At 69.7% G+C, this 18130-nt stretch carries 21 protein-coding genes; 8 read left to right on the forward strand and 13 right to left on the reverse strand.

Annotated features, from left to right (window positions below):
- The first annotated feature begins 2 nt into the window (after positions 1-2).
- Positions 3-587, forward strand: coding sequence for a helix-turn-helix domain-containing protein (locus AB0H76_RS34250; protein WP_357331218.1), 585 nt, complete (start codon positions 3-5; stop codon positions 585-587).
- Positions 588-595: 8 nt separating this feature from the next.
- On the opposite strand, the gene AB0H76_RS34255 is transcribed toward AB0H76_RS34250, so the two are convergent.
- The 4 genes from AB0H76_RS34255 to AB0H76_RS34270 form a co-directional block, all read right to left on the reverse strand.
- A complete protein-coding gene (locus AB0H76_RS34255) occupies positions 596-1747 on the reverse strand; it encodes an ankyrin repeat domain-containing protein (RefSeq protein ID WP_357331219.1) in 1152 nt (383 codons plus the stop codon).
- 82 nt (positions 1748-1829) lie between these two features.
- Entirely contained in the window at positions 1830-2336 is a 507-nt protein-coding gene (locus AB0H76_RS34260; protein ID WP_357331220.1) for a nuclear transport factor 2 family protein, read from the reverse strand.
- A gap of 83 nt (positions 2337-2419) precedes the next feature.
- A complete protein-coding gene (locus AB0H76_RS34265; RefSeq protein ID WP_357331221.1) occupies positions 2420-3106 on the reverse strand; it encodes a response regulator transcription factor in 687 nt (228 codons plus the stop codon).
- Positions 3099-4331: a histidine kinase gene (locus AB0H76_RS34270; RefSeq protein WP_357331222.1), complete on the reverse strand. Its 1233-nt coding sequence runs from the start codon at positions 4329-4331 to the stop codon at positions 3099-3101. The genes AB0H76_RS34265 and AB0H76_RS34270 overlap by 8 nt, the downstream gene beginning before the upstream one ends.
- Before the next feature lie 164 nt (positions 4332-4495).
- On the opposite strand from AB0H76_RS34270, the gene AB0H76_RS34275 reads away from it, so the two are divergent.
- Together AB0H76_RS34275 and AB0H76_RS34280 are read left to right on the forward strand one after the other, a co-directional pair.
- Complete coding sequence (locus AB0H76_RS34275) at positions 4496-5101, forward strand: hypothetical protein (protein ID WP_357331223.1); 606 nt, start codon at positions 4496-4498, stop codon at positions 5099-5101.
- Complete coding sequence (locus AB0H76_RS34280; RefSeq protein ID WP_357331224.1) at positions 5082-5411, forward strand: hypothetical protein; 330 nt, start codon at positions 5082-5084, stop codon at positions 5409-5411. Before AB0H76_RS34275 ends, AB0H76_RS34280 begins: the two co-directional genes overlap by 20 nt.
- A 25-nt stretch (positions 5412-5436) precedes the next feature.
- Here AB0H76_RS34280 and AB0H76_RS34285 read toward each other — a convergent pair whose 3' ends face one another.
- The 3 genes from AB0H76_RS34285 to AB0H76_RS34295 all read right to left on the reverse strand — a co-directional run bounded on the left by AB0H76_RS34285 (position 5437) and on the right by AB0H76_RS34295 (position 8065).
- On the reverse strand, positions 5437-6261 hold the full coding sequence (locus tag AB0H76_RS34285; protein ID WP_357331225.1) for a hypothetical protein: 825 nt from the start codon (positions 6259-6261) through the stop codon (positions 5437-5439).
- Positions 6262-6313: 52 nt separating this feature from the next.
- On the reverse strand, positions 6314-7114 hold the full coding sequence (locus tag AB0H76_RS34290; RefSeq protein WP_357331226.1) for a DUF4239 domain-containing protein: 801 nt from the start codon (positions 7112-7114) through the stop codon (positions 6314-6316).
- Between the two features lie 105 nt (positions 7115-7219).
- Positions 7220-8065 (reverse strand): nuclear transport factor 2 family protein, encoded by an 846-nt coding sequence (locus AB0H76_RS34295; RefSeq protein ID WP_357331227.1) that lies wholly within the window; start codon positions 8063-8065, stop codon positions 7220-7222.
- 141 nt (positions 8066-8206) lie between these two features.
- Here AB0H76_RS34295 and AB0H76_RS34300 point away from each other — a divergent pair, with 141 nt between their 5' ends.
- From AB0H76_RS34300 to AB0H76_RS34310, 3 genes are all read left to right on the forward strand, one after another.
- Positions 8207-8899, forward strand: a complete 693-nt coding sequence (locus AB0H76_RS34300; RefSeq protein ID WP_357331228.1) for a helix-turn-helix domain-containing protein — start codon at positions 8207-8209, stop codon at positions 8897-8899.
- Between the two features lie 49 nt (positions 8900-8948).
- Entirely contained in the window at positions 8949-9803 is an 855-nt protein-coding gene (locus AB0H76_RS34305; RefSeq protein ID WP_357331229.1) for a GNAT family N-acetyltransferase, read from the forward strand.
- A 173-nt stretch (positions 9804-9976) separates the two neighbouring features.
- A complete protein-coding gene (locus tag AB0H76_RS34310) occupies positions 9977-11179 on the forward strand; it encodes a cytochrome P450 (protein WP_357331230.1) in 1203 nt (400 codons plus the stop codon).
- A gap of 3 nt (positions 11180-11182) precedes the next feature.
- Here AB0H76_RS34310 and AB0H76_RS34315 read toward each other — a convergent pair whose 3' ends face one another.
- From AB0H76_RS34315 to AB0H76_RS34330, 4 genes are all read right to left on the reverse strand, one after another.
- Entirely contained in the window at positions 11183-12352 is a 1170-nt protein-coding gene (locus tag AB0H76_RS34315) for a serine hydrolase domain-containing protein (protein ID WP_357331231.1), read from the reverse strand.
- A 103-nt stretch (positions 12353-12455) separates the two neighbouring features.
- Positions 12456-13127, reverse strand: a complete 672-nt coding sequence (locus AB0H76_RS34320) for a response regulator transcription factor (protein ID WP_357331232.1) — start codon at positions 13125-13127, stop codon at positions 12456-12458.
- A complete protein-coding gene (locus AB0H76_RS34325) occupies positions 13124-14317 on the reverse strand; it encodes a sensor histidine kinase (RefSeq protein WP_357331233.1) in 1194 nt (397 codons plus the stop codon). The genes AB0H76_RS34320 and AB0H76_RS34325 overlap by 4 nt, the downstream gene beginning before the upstream one ends.
- A gap of 94 nt (positions 14318-14411) precedes the next feature.
- Positions 14412-15056: a nitroreductase family protein gene (locus AB0H76_RS34330; RefSeq protein WP_357331234.1), complete on the reverse strand. Its 645-nt coding sequence runs from the start codon at positions 15054-15056 to the stop codon at positions 14412-14414.
- 120 nt (positions 15057-15176) lie between these two features.
- On the opposite strand from AB0H76_RS34330, the gene AB0H76_RS34335 reads away from it, so the two are divergent.
- Positions 15177-15623 carry a MarR family transcriptional regulator gene (locus AB0H76_RS34335; protein ID WP_357331235.1) on the forward strand — a complete coding sequence of 149 codons (447 nt, stop codon included), beginning with the start codon at positions 15177-15179 and terminating at the stop codon, positions 15621-15623.
- Here AB0H76_RS34335 and AB0H76_RS34340 read toward each other — a convergent pair.
- Both AB0H76_RS34340 and AB0H76_RS34345 read right to left on the reverse strand, forming a co-directional pair.
- Positions 15620-16264 carry a sigma-70 family RNA polymerase sigma factor gene (locus AB0H76_RS34340; protein WP_357331236.1) on the reverse strand — a complete coding sequence of 215 codons (645 nt, stop codon included), beginning with the start codon at positions 16262-16264 and terminating at the stop codon, positions 15620-15622. The genes AB0H76_RS34335 and AB0H76_RS34340 overlap by 4 nt on opposite strands.
- A 119-nt stretch (positions 16265-16383) precedes the next feature.
- Entirely contained in the window at positions 16384-17322 is a 939-nt protein-coding gene (locus tag AB0H76_RS34345) for a helix-turn-helix domain-containing protein (RefSeq protein ID WP_357331237.1), read from the reverse strand.
- A 137-nt stretch (positions 17323-17459) separates the two neighbouring features.
- Here AB0H76_RS34345 and AB0H76_RS34350 point away from each other — a divergent pair, with 137 nt between their 5' ends.
- Positions 17460-18119 carry a DJ-1/PfpI family protein gene (locus AB0H76_RS34350; protein ID WP_357331238.1) on the forward strand — a complete coding sequence of 220 codons (660 nt, stop codon included), beginning with the start codon at positions 17460-17462 and terminating at the stop codon, positions 18117-18119.
- The last annotated feature ends 11 nt before the right edge of the window (positions 18120-18130 follow it).

Below are 18130 nucleotides of genomic sequence, written 5' to 3' on the forward strand. Positions count from 1 at the left end.
GTGTGCCCCGCCGAAGCTATGACCACTACTGTGCCGCCAGCCGTGCCCTCGACGTGATCGGCGATCGCTGGAGTCTGCTGGTCGTCCGCGAATTGCTGTCCGGCCCGCGACGTTACAGCGATCTGTTCGCCGACCTGCCCGGCATCAGTACCGATGTGCTCGCGACGCGGCTGAAGGACCTGGAACGCGACGGCATCCTGACCCGGCATCGGATCGGGCCGCGCGCGACCTCGGCCTACGAGTTGACCGTCGACGGGGCGGCGCTGCGCCCCGTCCTGGACGCGCTGTCCGCCTGGGGGACACCGGCACTCGGAGAACGCCGCCCGACCGACGCGGTGCGCGCGCACTGGCTCGCCCTTCCGCTGGGGCGGGCCATCGGAGAGCAGATCGACAAGGGGACCGTCACCGTGCGGATCGGCGAGACTGTTTTTCACGTGGTCGTCGATGGGGCCGAGATCACACACCAGGACGGGCCCGCACCCGGCCCGGCCATCGATCTCGTGCTCGATCTGGCGACCGCGAACGCGGTCGCGAACGGGACACTCGCGCTGGCCGATGCGGGGCCGGACGCGCAGTGGTCATCCTGAGGCCCGAGTTACCCGGGGTATTCCCGGAGCAGTCGTTCCATTCCGGACAGTCCTGTCGAACCGGCGAGGTCCAAGGGTGTTCTGCCGTCGGCGGTTTCAGGGGCGATGTCCGCGCCCGCGGCGAGTAGGACTCTGGCGATGGCGGCGTGGCGATAGACGACGGCGATGTGCAGCGCGGTCCAGCCGGTCGATGTGCGCGCGTTCGGTGCCGCGCCCGCGGCGAGCAGCATCCGGGTGATTTCGACGCGGCCGTGATCGGCGGCGACGTGTAGTGGGGTCCAGCCGGTGTGGTTCGCTGCGTCGCCGTCGGATCCGGCGTTCAGGAGTTCTCGGATCCCGTCCGCGTCACCCGTGGCGGCGGCGACGTGCATGGCTGTGGCGCCCTGGTCGTCCGCTGTCGCCTGCGTTCCGCCGGTGACCAGCAGTCGAATGTTCTCCTGATGGCGGAAAGCGATGACGAGATCCCCGGGGGTTCGACCGTGGGCATCCAGTGCCCGCGGGTCGGCGCCGCCGTCGAGCAGACGTGCCACGACCTCGGCTGATTTGTGGCGGGCGGCGATGTGCAGGAGTGTGCCGCCCTCGGCGTTGCGCTGGTCCGCCTCGACGACGGCTTTGATCACCTCGACGTCGCGGCTCGCGAGCACCTGCTCGGCGACCGTGTGGCCGTACTTGTCGGCGGCGTAGATGTCCGCGCCTGCCTGCAGGAGAATGCGAATGATCTCCGAATTGCCCCGGTGCACAGCGAGCGCCAAGGCCCGGTTCTCGTCGTGGGCGAGATCGGCCCCGGCATCGAGCAGCGTGCGCACGGCATCCGGGCGGCCCAGTGCGGTCGCGACCTTCAAGGTGGTTACCCGCGACTTCGTGGTGGTGTCGGGATCCATGCCCTGCGCCACCATGGTGAGGATGTCGTCGAGTGCGCCGGCCCCGATCGCGTTGCGCAATGGCTGGTCCAGCCGGGCCTCCTCGCCGCCGGCGAGAATCGCGAAACAACCGCTGAGGGTGGCGCCTTCGGCGGCGCGGGCGAGCTCCCGCTCGATCTCGGCGGCACTGTGCGCGGGGGCCACCACCTGGCCATCCACCAGACCGACCAGGTGCTCCATCCCGTCGCATCGAACGCGGATCGGCCGCCGCAGGAAGGGTTCTGGGTCCGGTGCGTTCATCGAGGGCATCACTCCTGGCATACCCCGGCCGCGTTTCCGTGTCGATCGTCTGGTCACCGAGGCGGGTGCCACCCGGATGATTTTACGCCGGACGCCCGTGCCCGGATTCGACAACGGCGACCGCCGGTGAACTGTTTCGATCCGGGGTTGTTTCCGGATTCTCGAAGGCCTGCGCGACGGCGAGGCTGTCCTCGTAGACGTGGTGGCGAGTGACGAGTCCGTTCTCGACGGTCAGGTGCAGTGCGAATCGGGAGCGGTAGGCGCGGCCGGTGGGCCGGGCGGTCTGGCGGATCTCGCCCAGCACCACCGCATCCGGGCCGTCGACCAGAATGCGCTCGACCACGGTGGCGACCTCCTCCGGCACATGGTGCCGGGCGATCTCGCGAAAATGCTCGGCCGCGTCGGCGCGGGTGGCGCGCGCCCGAATCCACGGAGTCGCCGGCCGGTCGTGTTCGTGCTCGGGCCAATTCAGTTTCCAGTCGCTGATCGGGGCGTACACCGCGGCCGTCGCGTCTGCGTCGCCCGCACCGATCCGGTGCAGCAAATCCTCCACGACCGTTCGGGTGGTGCTCGTGCCGTTGTTGTTCATGCCCGCCACTGTGCCCGGGACGATGCGTCGCGTCGATTACCTGGGAGGTAAGCGCGCTCGGACCATCCCGAGTGGCGTGGTCGTCAATGTCCGCCGGGCACCACCCGGCCGGTTTCGTAGGCGAAGACGACGAGTTGGGCGCGGTCGCGGGCGTCCAGTTTGGTCAGGAGGCGGCCGACGTGGGTTTTGACCGTGGCGACGCTGACGTAAAGGGCGGCGGCGATTTCGGCGTTGGACTGGCCGGCGGCGACGTGGGCCAGCACTTCGCTTTCGCGGTCGGTGAGTGCCGGCGCGGTGCTCGGCTGCGGTGTGGGTGCGGCGGGTTGGCGGGCGAAAGCGCTGATGAGTCGGCGGGTGATGCTCGGTGTCAGCAGGGCGTCGCCGCCGGCCAGGACTCGGATCGCGTGCAGCAACTGCTCGGGCGGCGAGTCCTTCAGGAGGAAGCCGCCGGCGCCGCCGCGCAATGCCCGGAAGACGTGTTCGTCCTGATCGAAGGTGGTGACGATCAAGACGTGCGGGCCGTCCGCGCCGTCGGCCGCGATATGCCGCGTCGCCTCGAGGCCGTCCATGATCGGCATCCGGATGTCCATCAGGACGACATCGGGGTGGAGTTCGCGGGTGAGCCGGACGGCTTCGCCGCCGTTGCCGGCCTCGCCGACCACGGTGAGATCCGGCGCGGAATCGACGAGGACTCGGAACCCGGCTCGGACCAGCGCCTCATCGTCGGCGATGAGGACCCGAATCGGGGCCGGGGGGAGTGGCTCAGGCATGGTGCTCCCGATCGATCGGAAAGCTTGCGGTGACGGCGAATCCGCCTTCGGGGCGAGGCCCGGCGTCGAGCCGGCCGCCGAACAGCGACACCCGCTCCCGCATCCCGGCCACACCGAGACCGGAGCCGCTGGTCTCGATGCCGGTGGACTGTTCGGCCAGGCCGGTTGGGCCGTCATCGGTGATGGCGGCGATCAACTCGTGCGGAGAATGCCGGATCTCGACCCGCGCACGGTCGGTCCGCGCGTGCTTGACCACGTTGGTGAGTGCCTCCTGCACGATGCGGTACACGGTGGTCTGGAGTAGGGCGGGATAGTCGAGTGCCGCACCGACGGAGTGATACTCCACGACGAGCCCGCTGTGCCGAAGCCGGTCGACAAGGCCGTCGATCTCGGCGAGACCGGGCTCGCTCGGCTCGTCCGGCGGCGCGGACTCCCGGATCTGGGCCAGCACCGCCCGCAGGTCGGTCAGCGCGGACCGGCTGGCCGTCTCGATAGCGCTCAACGCCCGACGCGCCTCCTCCGGCTGCTCATCGATCACCAGGCGCGCCACTCCCGATCGGACAGCGACCATGCTCAGCGTGTGCGAGATCAGGTCGTGCACGTCGCGTGACACTCGCAACCGTTCCTCGGCCCGGATGCGGCGTTCCTCCTCCGCTGCCCGCCGGCGTTGCTGCTCGGCGAGGCTGCGCCGGTACTCGCGCCGCGTCCGGGTCATATCGCCGAGCAGCCAGGCGGCGGCCGCGATCGGCAGTTGGACGAAGTTCTGCTCCTGATCGGTATGCAGGTCGACGGCGATTTGGGCGGTGACACACAGGGCGACGAGCGCGAGGCCGGTGGCGAGGAGCGATTCGCGGCGCGGTCGGCGGTCTGCGAGGGTGAAGACGGCGACGGCCAGGGCCGGGCCGGCATTGCTCACCCACGGGGTGAAGCGGACGCCGGCTATGGCGGCCAGGCACAGAACAGCCGAGACAACGACGAGAGCGGTGAGTGGCAGGCGCCGCCGGACGAGCAGCGGCGCGACAGCGGCCGCGCCGAAAGCGGCGATCGCCGGTGTGGACCCGATCCCGCTGATCCAGCCCGTGAGGATGGGCCCGGTCATCGCCGCGAAGCAGATCAGGGCGATCGCGATATCGATCCATTCGGATCCCAGGCGTGGGACCGGGGTGAGCCGCCGCGGCCACGGCGGCCGTGCGGCCTGGCCCGGCGGCGAGGAAGTGATCGACATAGCGCAGACGGTAATCGCCCGGACAGTGCCGGTGCATCACCCGGAAGCCGGGGTCGCGCATCATCCGGAAGTCGGAGAGACCCCGCGGCCTCCACCCGTGGTCGCGCGGCTTCTCGCGGCGGGAGGATGACGACACGGCCGCGTCGAAGAACCAGGCTGAGGGCATGAATACTCAAGGCTCCGAACATATTCGGTCCACAGCCCGGCTCGGCGATTCGACGCGAATTCGCTCACGGCTGTCGGCCCCGCTGGTTGCCATTACCGTTGCGTCGTTCGCGGCAGGCGTCGTGTCCGGCGGGATCCACTATCTCCAGCGTTCGCCCCACCGCGAGATGCATGTCGACGGCACCGCCGCGTGGGGCCCGCACCTCGTCTTGCTCGTGCTGGCCGTCATCGCCTTCGGCGTCGTGCGGCGCCGTACACACTCGGACGCTCGGTTCCTGCTCGCCCCGGTAAGCGCCGCCGCCTCGAAACGCCTGGTGCACACGCTGTCCGCGGTCTTCCGCCACCCGACCGCACTGCTGCGACTGCTGCTCGCCCTCGTGCCCGTCGCGCTCCTCGTCTACAGCCCGTGGCGAATCGGAATGCAGATCCTCGCCGGCCTGGACCCGAACTTCACCGTCAACGCCTGGGGCGGCCCGAGCTACCTCGGCGCAATGGCATGCCACTACCTCGACGCCGTTCTGTTGATGGCAGCGGCGGCGGGTCTGCTGAACCTGCTGCTGTTGCGGCGGAACATAGGATCGAGCGATGACGCTGGCATGCCGTGAATGGGCAGGTCCGCTAGGCGCGGAAACGAAAAGCGGCGCCTACGATCGGCTGCTCGAACTGAAGAACACGCTCACGCCGATCCTCGACCGGTACCCGTCGGCGCGGTTTCGTGCGCGCGGCTACTTTTCGACAGTCGACATGGAGAACGACCTGCTCGTCCCCGGGCAGTTGCTGTCCGCGGCCGGTGCACTGCCGGTCCTCTGGCTCAATATCACCTACGAGCATCCGGACTTGCCGGCCGATGCGCTCCTCGAGGTGGAGCGGCAGTTCGGGCTGCGGTTACTCGGGGAATTCATGGCGGAGAGCTGACGTCGGCATCCGATTCGCTTGCGGATCAGTCGGATTCAGGCACTTTGCGGGTGGATGAGCGGTAGGTGAGGATGACCGCCACGATCAGAACCGTGATGATCTCCAAAAGGTCCCAGCCGACCGGGTTTTGGATCGGCTCGAATGCCGCGATACCAGGCAGCGCTGCCTCGGGCGGAATCGATGGTGCCGGGACAGTGGCTGGTGCCGGGGCAGCGGCTGGGTGGGCAATCGCGCTTCCCGGAATAGGCAAGGGGGACATCGCACTTGGGCCGATAAGTAGCTGGCCGGGGATCAGCGGCGGTTGCCCGGCGGGCGGGGGAATCTGGATCGGGACTCCGGGTGCCGGCGGGGTCGGGGCAGCGGGCAGTAGGAGGGAGAGGCAGGTGAGCGCCGCGCTTCCGGTGAGGCCGCTGCCGGTAGCGGCGCTGCCCAGGGCGGCGCTGCCGGGGCCGAGGGGGGCCGAACTGGCGGCGCCGGATCCGGCGCCGGCCGAGCCGACCACGAGGGCGGATCCGAGCACGACCGATCCGGGGCCGAGGACGCCCGAGCTGATGCCGCTACCGGTGAGCAGGGCGAGGACCAGTGCGGATCCGCCGAGTACGGCGCTGCCGGCGCACGCGGTTTCCGCGCTGCCGGTAGGGGCGGCGGCGGGGTGACGAGCGAGATCGGTCCCGGGCGACTGCTCGGTTTCGAGCGCACTATCCGTGGGCGGCAGCGCCGGGCCGAGCCGGAGCGGGGTGCTCGCCTCCTCGGGCGTGCCGCTCTGACCGCCGGTCGAGCCGGTGCCGATATCGCCGAGGAACGGCAGGTCGGCGGGCCCGGCGGCGGCGAGGGGGCAGCCGAGCGTCATCGGGAGTAATAGGGCCAGTGCGGTGATTCTGCTTGCGGCACAGTGCCTTCGGCTAGCGGAAGCCATGCGCAGAATCCTCACTGCGGGGTGCCGCGCTGTCGTGCTGGAACTCGGTTCGGGCGTAGGTGAACGCGTCGGCAGGGATGCCGATGACACTGGAGAACGGCCGTTGCAGCCCGTAGATCGTCAGCAGCGCGGCGCCCACCACGATGCCGAGCAGTGCGGTCATCACGACGCTGCGCCAGGTCACCCGCATCCCGGACAGCACGGGGCTCAGCAGCACCAGAATCGAGCCGATGCACAGGGCGGTGAAGAGAAACCCGGGCAGCTTGCGCCCGGCGTCGATGGCGCGCTCGTAGCGCGCCTGGTCGACCCGCTCCAGCGCGGACAGGGTGCGCGATCGCGCATCGGTGACCAGCGCGTCGGGGGAACGCACCGCCGAGACGGTCTCGCGGATGTTGTCGAGTTCGTCGCCGACGGACCGGCTGACCCGATGCTCCCGGTCCATCAGCGGCCACTCCTGGGTGACCACCGCATCGGTGTAGGCCCGCACCAGCGCGCGCACCCGCTGCTGTTCCGGCGCGGGCAGCCCGTGTGCCGCCTGGTACACGTCGACCAGGGCTTTCGCCTCGGTGACGGTGTGGCTGTGCGCGGTCTGCACCTGCTGCCAGCAGACCACGAAGGCGAACGCGATCACGGCCGTGAACAGGGTTTTGATCAGGTCCAGCACCAGCGTGCCCGAGGATTCGTCGCTGGTCTGCCGCCAGGACTTGGGCCGCAGCCGGTCGCCGAGCACGAGCAGCGCGACCGTCGCCAGGGCGACGCCGAGGACGACGAAACCTACCTGATCCATGCGCGCTGCACCTTCCCGGTCGCGATCGGTTCAACTGGTTCCGAGTCGAGCGTTCGAGAGGACGAAAGTGAAACGTCGATGGATCGTACCAATCGCCGGATCGGACTATCGGGACCTTTCGCCCAGGAGTCCGGCGGCGCCCAGGGCCGCGTAGGAGCCGGTGAGGGCGAGCATGGGCAGCGCCGCGCGTACGGGGACGTCGCGCCGGAGCAGCTGCGTCAGGCCGGACGCGGTGTCGATGACGTCCACAGCCAGCCCGAGCCGCCGCCAACGCCGGCGTTCCCGCGCGTCGGCGGTGAGGTATCCGAATCCCATCGCCAATGCTCGGACGCCGTAGACGCGGGTCGTGTAGGTCAGCTCCGGCGTGGATTCGATCCCGAGTGTCGCGGCGAATCGCTGTGGGGCGGTGAGGGTCAGCAGCGCCAGCAGTATTCGTCCGACCGCCATGAGCTGGGCCGTGCCGGCCGGTTGATCAGCGGTGCGTTCGGCGTGGGTCGGGAACAGGCGGGGCAGCAGGCGCGCCGCGAGGAAGGGATGTGCCAGCAACGGCGGCACCAGCGGGATGGGATCGAAGTAGGTGTCGTTGCTGACGAAGCAGCCGTCGCGCAACACGATTCGGTCGACCACGTCGATCGATACCGGCCGCTTGCCGAGGGTGCCGCTCAGGGTGAACTCGATCAGGACGCCGTCTCGCGTCGGCCCCCAGCGGTGGACGGTGCCGTGCAGGTCGGGCACCGCGGCGAACGTCGCCGCGAACAGGCGCCGGAACCCCGCGTGGCCGTAGCTGCCGCGCGCGAGGGGTTGCCGCTGCCGGGCGTCGGGGCGTATACGCGGAAGGAAGTGGTCGAGGAACGCGTCCCGGTTTCCGAGGGCCAGGCCGCGGCCGAAATAGTCGACGAATTCGGCCTTTTCCTCGATGTGCTCGGTCGTGGGGCTGGTGATGTCAGACATGTGCGACTCCTTGCGGGGCGGTCTCGGGCTCGAGAAGTGTTGAAAAGCAAGGGACTTCGGTTCGGCAGGCACCCGCGGATCGATCGTTACATAAGTTTTTGTAGTAGACAAGAAGGAATCTGTACTCTTAGTGTTCGAGAGGTGGCGCGCCGTACCTATGACCAGTTCTGCGGTCTCGCTCGTGCGCTCGATATCGCGGGGGAGCGCTGGACGCTGCTGATCGTTCGGGAATTGATGGCCGGGCCGAAGCGGTACTCGGACTTGGCCGGTGCGCTCGAGGGCATCAATACCTCGTTGCTGGCCGCTCGCGTCAAGCAGCTGGAGGCCGAGGGTTTGGCCGAGCGCCGGCATCTGGCGCCGCCGATCGCGTCCACCGTCTATCAGCTGACGCCGGTCGGCAAGGAACTCGCCAGCGCGCTGACACCGCTCGCGGTGTGGGGCGCTCGCCACTACCTGCCCGAAAAACGTTCTCCCGCTGAGTCCTTCCGCGCCGAATGGGCGCTGGTCTTCCTGGCCGAACTCTTCGAACCCGGCCAGCTGTCGGGAATCGAGGCCACCTACGAGATCCACGCCGACGACAGTGTCGCCCGGCTTCGCATCCACGACGGCACCGCGGAGGTGCGACCCGGTGTGGGCGATCACCTACCCGACGCGACGTTCACCGCGGATGCGGCCGCGCTCGCCGCGCTCGCGGGCGGCACGTTGACGGTCGAGGCGGCGCTGACCCAGGGCCGGCTGCGCGCCGACGGCGATCCCGCCGCGCTCGCCGCGCTGCTCGCCGTGCTGCAACCCGCGCTGGACAGCATGGTCCAAAGACGTTCGGCGAGAGAGTAACCCCGGCGATCGCGCCCGAGCGGCGGCGGCCGCGGGCTACCGTTGTCCCATGCCGGATGCCGTGAGCTCTGCCGCGCTCGTCATCACCCACGCTGCCCGTGCCGAATGGGCGACGGTACTCGAGTGGGCCGCCGCGGAGGGCTGGAATCCGGGGGAGGGGGATGCGGTTCCGTTCTTCGCCCAGGATCCGGACGGCTTCTTCCTGGGCCGGCTGGACGGCGAGCCGGTGAGCGCCGTGTCGGTGGTGAACTACGGTGCGGCGTACGCGTTTCTGGGCTTCTACCTGGTCCGGCCGGATCTGCGCGGCCACGGTCTCGGCCTCGCGACCTGGCGGGCGGGCCTGGAGCACGCGGGCGATCGGCTGGTCGGCCTGGACGGTGTTCCCGACCAGCAGGACAACTATCGGCGCAGCGGATTCGAACTCGCCTATCGCAGCGCACGTTTCACCGGCATTCCGGATCTGCCCGCACCCGACGCCACGGTGCGCGCGCTGGCGCCGGGCGATCTCGCGCGGCTGCACGGCTACGACGCGGAGTGCGTGCCCGCCGACCGGCCCCGATTCCTCGACGCCTGGCTCGGCGATCCGCGGCACCGGACCGTCCTGCGGATCGTCGACGGCCGGTTGACCGGCTACGGAACCATCCGCCCGGCACGGGATTCCATGCGGGTCGGCCCGCTGTTCGCCGACACCGCCGACGACGCGCGTCAGCTCCTCGCGGGACTGGCCGCCGAGGCCGACGGCCCGCTGGCCGTGGATGTCCCGCTCCGCAACGACTTCGCCGTCGAGGTGGTCGAGGAAGCGGGGCTGAAGCCGAGCTTCGAGACGGCGCGGATGTACACGGGCCCGGTGCGCCCGCATCGGCTGGACCGTCTCTTCGGGACCACGACACTCGAACTGGGCTGAGTTCGTGGCGGTGGAATAGCCCGCACCCGTGGTCCCGGTGCCCGCCTGCGCGGACGCGAATTGCCAAGCACGGTAGGCGAAATGACTCGTTGACGGGCTGTGTCACCCGGGTTTAACTTAGCTAGGGAAACGAGTTTTGTGAGAGCCCGCTCAGATCCGGAAGGGAGAGCGTGATGACCACCGACTTCGAGGTTCGCCACTATCCGTTCGGCGAACCCGTCCGCCTCGACATCCACCCGCTGCTGGCGCGATTACGCCGCGAAGAACCGGTGGCCCGCATCCAATTGCCGTACGGCGGCGAGGGCTGGCTGATCACCCGCTACGACGACGTCCGGCTGGTCCTGGCCGATCCGCGCTTCAGCCGCGCCGAGGCGGTCGACCGGGAGGACCTCCCGCGCGCGACACCGGAACCGCCCCGCGGCGATTCGCTGCTCAGCATGGATCCGCCGGAACACACCCGCCTGCGCAAACTGGTCGCCAAGGCCTTCACCGGCCGCCGGGTCGAACAGCTGCGCCCGCGTGCCCAGCAGATCGTGGACGAGCACCTCGACGCCATCGAGCGGTCCGGCCCGCCCGCGGACCTCGTGCGGCAGTTCGCGCTGCCGCTGCCGGTCACCCTGATCTGCGAAATGCTCGGTGTGCCGACCGATCAGCAGCACCGGTTCCGGGATTTCTCCGACGCGATCCTGTCCACCACCGCCTACACCCGCGAGCAGATCCTCTCGGCCCGCGCCGAGCTGGAAGGCTATCTGGCCGAACTGGTCGCTCAGCGCCGTGCCGAACCTGCCGACGATCTGCTGGGCGCGCTGGTCGCCGCCCGCGACAACGACGACCGGCTCAGCGAGACCGAGCTGGTCAACCTCGGTGTCGGCCTGCTCATCGCCGGGCACGAGACCACCGCGAACCAGATCGCCAACTTCACCTACGTCCTGCTCACCGAGCCGGGGCACTGGGATCTCTTGCAGCGTGACCCCGGCCTGCTGCCGGGCGCCGTCGAGGAACTGCTGCGCCACGTCCAGCTCGGCTCCGGCGGCGCCTTCGCCCGGATCGCCACCGAGGACGTAGAACTCAGCGGCGTCACGGTCCGCGCGGGCGAAGCGGTCTTCGTCAACACCCAGGCCGCGAACCGCGACGAATCCGTCTTCGCCGACCCGGAGGAGCTGGATCTCACCCGGGCCGGCAACCCGCACATGGCCTTCGGGCACGGCGCGCACCACTGCCTCGGCGCGCAGTTGGCCCGGCTGGAGCTCCAGGTCGCGATCGGCACCCTGCTGCGCAGGTTCCCCGGTCTTCGCTTGGCGGTCCCGCTGGACGAGGTGCCGTGGAAGACCGGGTTGCTCGTGCGCGGCCCGAAAGCCCTGCCGGTCACCTGGTAGCGGTTACTCGGGCCCGCACAGCGCCTGCTGGTAGAAGGCCGACAGCGCGTTCTCGATCCGCGCCGCGCCGGACTTGTTCCCCCGCACGGAGTTCATCGCGACCGACAGCTGCCGCCGGCCGTCGGGGGAGTGCAGCGTCATCGTCGCGGCGCCGAACACCGAGCCGTCGTGACCCCACAGCACCTCGCAGCCCGGAAGTTGCACCCGGTGCAGGCCGAGACCGTAGACGATCGGCTGCCCGTCCAGGGCGATGACCGGCACCGTCTGCTGCATCTGTGTCAGCGCGGCCGGATTCACGATCTTCCCGGCGAGCAGCGCGGCGTAGAAGCGGTTGAGGTCGGACATGGTCGACACCAGGCCCGCACCCGGCATGGTCCAGGACATGTCGTAGACGCTGTAGTCCCGCGGCGGATCGATGACGCCGTACATGCCTTCGTACATCTTCGGGTGCGGGCCCTCGAGGTACGGGCTGTCCGGCAGCGAGGTGTGTTCGAGCCCGGCGGGCCGGATGATGTTCTCGCTCAGGTACTGCGCGGTCGGACTTCCGGTCACCGACTCCAGCAGCTGGCCGAGCAGGAAGTAGTTGGTGTTGGAGTACACCCCCGGCAGTGCGCCCGGCTCACCGGCGGGCGCGTTCAAGCCCATCGCGATCAGTTCGGCGGGGCTGAAGACGCGGAACCGGTTGTCGTCCAGGCTCTGCGCCGAGACCGCGCCGTCGCCGCCGAACAGGCCCGCTAATGACGGGAACGCGTACGGCATGAGGTCCGGGATTCCGCTGGTGTGGTTGATCAGCATGCGCACCGTGATCGCCCGGCCGCGCTCGCCCGGCACCAGCTCGGGCAGGTAGTCGCCGATCGGTGCGTCGAGCCGGATCCGGCCCTGCTCGACCTGCTGCATGATCGCGACGGCGATAAAGGTCTTGGTGATGCTGCCGACTCGTTGCCGCATGTCGGGCGTGACGGGGCTGCCGGTGCTCAGGTCGGCGACGCCGGAAGCGCCGCGCCACACCTGCTCTCCGGTGCGCACCTCGGCGAAGACGCCGACCACTCCGGCCCGCTGGATCTCCTCCAGCGCCGTTTGCAGCGAATCATGCGTAGTTGCAGAGTGTGCCGACGTGCACGCACTGATGCTCAGTGCGGTCGCGACTGCCAGCAATATCGGTCCGGTTCTCACAACATTCGTCCTCTCGTGCACAACGTGGTGCCACGATGGTCGCGCCGGACCGGTCCCGTCCGCGTCCGCCGAAACGCGCGATCGGCTACGTCGGCGGGCGTACTCAGGAATCGAGTCGACTCAGCCCGGTTCGGTAGGCGATGACGACCAGTTGCGCGCGGTCGCGCGCACCGAGTTTCGTCATCGCGCGGCTGACATGCGTGCGCGCGGTGGCCGGGCTGAGGAACAACGCGGCCCCGATCTCGTCGTTGCTCAACCCCTGACCCACCAGCGCGAGCACTTCGCGCTCCCGATCGGTCAGCACCGCGAGCCGCTCCGCACCGGACTTCGCGGCCCGGCGCTGCGCGGTGACCTGGCCGATGAGCCGGCGCGTGACGCGCGGCGCCAGCAGCGCCTCACCCGCGGCGATCACCCGGATGGCGTGCAGCAGTTCGGCGGGACCCGCGTCCTTGAGCAGAAAACCGCTCGCGCCCGCTTCCAGCGCCTCGAAGACGTTGTCGTCGGTGTCGTAGGTGGTGAGAATGAGGACCCGGACCTGTTCCAGCCCGGCGGCTTCGGCGATCCGGCGGGTGGCCTGGATGCCGTCCAGCCGCGGCATCCGGATGTCCATGAGGACCACGTCGGGCCGGGTGGCCAGCGCCTGGGCGACGGCGTCCGCGCCGTTGGCGGCCTCACCGGCCACCGTGATGTCGTCCTCCAGATCGAGCAGCAGCTTGAAACCGGAGCGCACCAGATGCTCGTCGTCGACGAGCAGAACTTTGATCGGCTGGGTCATGCGGCCGAACCGACCGGGGCGAGCGGCAGCCGGGCGCTGACTTCGAATCCGCCCTGCGGCCGCGCGTGCGCGTCCAGATCGCCGCCGAGCAACTGGCAGCGTTCGCGCATGCCCGCGATCCCGCGGCCGGGATCGGCGGAGCTGTCGGTCGGTGCGCCGCGCCGGCCGGCGTCGGTGACGCGGATGCGCAGATCGTCGATACCCGGTTCGACCGCGACCGTCACCTCGGTGGGGCCGGCGTGCCGGATCACGTTCGTAATCGCTTCCTGCACAATGCGATAGGCCGCGCTGCCGACCGCACCCGGAATCGGCGTCGGCGGTGCGCCGAGCCGGATCTCGATGTCGAGGCCGGCGTCGCGGGCCTTGCCGGCCAGGTCGGCGATCTGCTCGAAACTCGGTGCGGGCGCGCGATCGTCACCGTCGCGCAGCACACCCAGGATCGCGCGCATTTCGCGCAGCGCCCGCGAACTGGTCTGTTCGATATTGCGCAGGGCGTCCTTGGCTTGCTCGGGGCGCTTGTCGAGTACGTGCGCGGTGACACCGGCCTGCACGTTGATCACGGCGATCGCGTGAGCGACGGTGTCGTGCACCTCCCGGGCGATCCGCAGCCGTTCGGCGTCTACCCGCGATCGGGCCTCCTCCTCCCGGGACCGTTCGGCCAGCTCCGCGCGCTGCTGGGCGTCGGCGGCCAGCACCCGGCGGGACCTCGCGGACTCGCCGAGCGTCAGGCTGATCACCGAGGCGCCGATGCGGAACAGCACCCAGCCGATGGCCGGGCGCGGCTCGATATCCGCGGCGGCGAGCAACCAGCCGACCGCCAGCACCGCGATACCCGCACCGGCGATCCGCAGCGAGCGGTCGCCGTCGCCCTGGGCGGCCAGGGTGTAGAGGGCGACGAAAAGCCCCAGGCAGGACAGCCCTTCGGGGAAATCGAGGGCGAAGTAGATCAGGCAGACCACCGTGATGACGGCGAACACCGGAACCGGCCACCGCCGCCGGGCGGCGACGGCCATGCCGCTCACGACCAGCAGGGCGTAGGCGATACCGGTGGCCGGCTGCGCGACCGGCGCGAGCGGCAGTGCGAACGACGCGGCTTGCACCTGGACCGCGGTGACGAACAGCGCCAGCAGCAGGTCGGTGAACCAGGACGGCCGGCGGGCGAACCGATCCGCCGCCACCCGCAAGAACATGATGCGACAGTACAACATCGGCCTACCCGCGGATCTACGCTCGAAAGCGCGACCGGCTACGTCGATCGACGTAGTGCCCCAGGCGTCGCGGGACTCACCAGCCGTTCCAGTGCAGCACGTGGTCGCGGGAGATGCGCTGGGCGGGACGGAAATCGGTGCCGACGGTGAAGGCGAGCGGGATGAGGGCGGCGAGCATGACCCGGTCGTAGTCGACCCGCAGGACCTCGGCCAGTTCCTGTTCGAGCGGGGCCTGCGCGGTGGTCCAGACGGTGCCGAGGCCGCGGGCCCGGGCCGCGAGCATGAAGCTCCACGCGGCGGGCAGGATCGAGCCCCAGGTGCCGGCCTGCTCGGTCACCGACGCGCGATCGGTGCGGCCCTCGACCGCGGGAATCACGATGGCGGGCACCTGATGGATGTGGTCGTAGAGATAGTCGACGCCCGCGGCGATCCGGGGCCAGGAGCCGTGCGCGTTCATGCGCTGCACATCGCGGGCGGTCAGCGGCGTGCCCTCGGCGAGATGCAGTGCCCTGCGGTAGATGTCGGCGACCGCCGCGCGGCGCGCCTTGTCGGTGACGACCAGGAAGTGCCAGCGCTGCCGGTTGCGGCCGGTGGGCGCCTGGGTGGCGAGGTCGACGCATTCCTCGATCAGGCGGCGCGGGACCGGCCGGGTGAGGTCGAGGCGTTTGCGCACGGCTCGGGTGGTGGACAGGACCTCGTCGGCGGACAGGTTCAGCGTCATCGGGTTCCTCGCACTTCGTCTGCTGGCAAATCATCTGTGCCCAGATGATTGGAACCTTACGAGCAGGAATCGTCTGCCGTCAAATGATCTGCTGACAGACGATCGTGATAGGTTGCGGCCATGGCCAAGACCGACGCCCGCGCCGCCTACCTGCCGGGGCTTGCCGCGGAACGACCCGACATCGCCCTGTGCCGGGCGTCGGCGCTGGTGGCCCGTGCCGCGGACGCCGCCGGTGGTGAGCTGGGCGTGGGCCCGCACTTGGTCCTGAAGATGCTCGCCGACGTCGGGCCGTGCTCCCAGCAGGTGCTCAGCGCCGAGCTGCGCATCGATCGCAGCGTCATGGTCGGCATCGCGGACGAACTGGAGAAATCCGGTTATGTGCGCCGCGAACGCGATCCGTCGGATCGCCGCGCCTACGCGGTCACCCTCACCGAGGCCGGGCAGCGCGCGCTCGCGGCCGCGGAGCGGACCGTCCCGGCGTTCCTGGACCGCACCTTCGCCGCCCTCACCCGCGCCGAGCGCGACCGGCTCACCGAACTCCTCGGCAAGCTCCTGTTCGCCGACTAGGGCAGGGTGGTCTGTAACCGCTTGAGCGCGTTACGAATCCGGGATTTGACCGTGGGCAGCGGAATCCCGAGGTATTCGGCCACCTCGGGATAGGTGCGCCCGCCGTAGTAGGCCAGGGCGAGGGTCTGCCGCTGCGCGGTGGTCAGGGTCTGCAGGCCGTCGATGACCGCGCGCTCCTCCGCGCGCTGGCGCACCGTCTCGGCGACCACATCGTGATCCCGGCCCAGATCGCGCAGTCCGTAGGCGAAATCGCGGGTGGTCGAGCGTGATTCGACACGGACGTGATCCACCGAACGGCGGTGCGCGAGCATCATGATCCAGCCGATCGGGCTGGCCAGCCGCTCGTCGTACTGCCCGGCCGCCTTCCAGACGTGCAGATACACCTCCTGGGTGACTTCCTCCGCGGCCGCGTGCTGCCGCACGATCCGCAGCGCCAGTCCGAACACCCGGGACTGGGTCGCCCGATAGAGCTGGGTGAAGGCGTCGCGATCACCGTCGGCGGTGGCGGACAACAGCTCTTTGAGCCGGCGCGTGGCGTCAAGCGCCGTTGCCCGCCGATCCACGGGACCGGCCGGTCTTTCGTCGACGTTCACATCGGCGTGATCGCTGCTGACGGTGTGGAAGCGCTGTAGATCCGCCATACCGGGGTGACTCCGTACGTCGTTGTCGCTCGAAACCGTGCTTTTGGAGGGTTCGATCCGCCCACCGGCCCGGTTTGGTCGGAGTCCCGGAAACTTTGCGCCGGCTCGATGGCTGGGTGTCAGCTGAAGGCGCGCCGGTAGCTCGCGGGACTCACCCCGGTGGTCTTCTTGAAGCGGTCGCGAAAGGCGGTGGGTGAGCCGAAACCGACCTGGGCGCCGATGCGTTCGACGGGGTGACGGGTGGTTTCCAGCAGGTGCTGGGCGCGGCGGATACGGGCGCGGTGCAGCCACTGCAGCGGGGTGGTGCCGGTCTGCTCCCGGAATTTGCGGATCAGGGTCCGGGTGCTGGTGCCGGCGTGAGCGGCGATGTCGGCGAGGGTGAGCTCGGCGTGCAGGTTGTCGTGCAGCCAGGTGAGGACGGGTTCCAGGGCCGACCCGTCCGGACTCGGCGTGTAGGTGTTGACGATGAATTGTGCTTGGCCCCCTTCGCGTTCCAGCGGCATCACCGACAGGCGAGCCGCGTCCGCCGCCACCGCCGAGCCGTAGTCGGCGCGAATCATGTGCAGGCACAGGTCGAGTCCGGCGGCGGCGCCCGCGGCGGTGAGAATCTGCCCGTTGTCGACATAGAGGACATCCGGGTCGACATCGATCGCCGGGTGGGCCGCGGCCAAGAGGTCGGCGACGATCCAGTGGGTGGTCGCGCGCAGGCCGTCGAGCAGCCCGGTGCCGGCCAGTGCGAAGGTGCCGGTGCAGATGGAGGCGATGCGGGTGCCGTTCGCGGCCGCCGCGCGCAGTGCGTCCCGGACGGCGGGCGGGAGCGGAGCCGCCGGGTCGGCGGTGCCGGGCACGAAGATCGTGTCCGCGCCCTCGAAGCCCGCCAGCCCCCAGGGGACGCGCATCGTGAAGGCGCCCGCGTCGACTTCCGGTTGCTCGCCGCAGACGCGGATCTCGTAGCCGGGGCTGCCGTCGGGCAGCAGGGTGCGGGTGAAGACCTCGATCGGGGTGGACAGGTCGAAGGGGATCACCTTGTCCAACGCGAGGATCGCGACCGTGTGCATGGGCAGAAGATACCTCCGGCGGCTGTCACTAATCCGTTGAAGCCTGTCACTATCGCCACTGGGCGGTCGAACGTGGGCGGATTAGCGTCGGATCCGGGCCCGGTACCGACCGGGCCGACGAATGGAGGGACCTACCGATGCACGTCCAGATAGTCCTGTTCGACGGCGTCGATCCCCTCGACGCCGTCGCGCCCTTCGAGGTGTTCGTCGCCGGTGGAATCGCCTCCGCGGGAGTGGTTTCCGTGGAAATGGTCGCCGCGGAGGGGCCGCGCGAGGTGGTCAGCGGCAGCGGGGGACTGGTGCTGCGTGCGACTGCCGCGCTGGACCCCGACCGTGCGGGACTGGTCCTGGTCCCCGGGGCCGCGGGCCGGGTCGGCGAACCCGGCGAGGTGCCCGACGACGAATCGATCCCGGTCCTGCTGGGCCGCACGTTGACCACCGCCCTGCCCACGCTGCTGAAGGCGGCGATGGACAACCCGGCCGTGACGGTGACTTCGGTCTGCGGCGGATCGCTGGTGCTGGCCATGGCGGGGCTGCTGGAAGGCCGCTACGCCACCACCCATCACCAGGGCATGGATCTGCTCGACGCCACCGGAGTGCGGGCGGTCGACGCCCGCGTGGTCGACGACGGCGACCTCGTCACCGGGGCGGGCGTCACCTCGGGTCTGGACCTGGGCCTGTATCTGCTCGAACGTGAAGTGGGTCCGCGGATCGCGCACGCGGTCGAGCAGTTGTTCGCCTACGAGCGGCGCGGCGTCGTCTGGCGTGCGCACGGCCCGGCGCCCGTCACCGTCTGAATATCGCTGTC

The organism is Nocardia sp. NPDC050712, assembly GCF_040654295.1.
Classification (GTDB): domain Bacteria; phylum Actinomycetota; class Actinomycetes; order Mycobacteriales; family Mycobacteriaceae; genus Nocardia.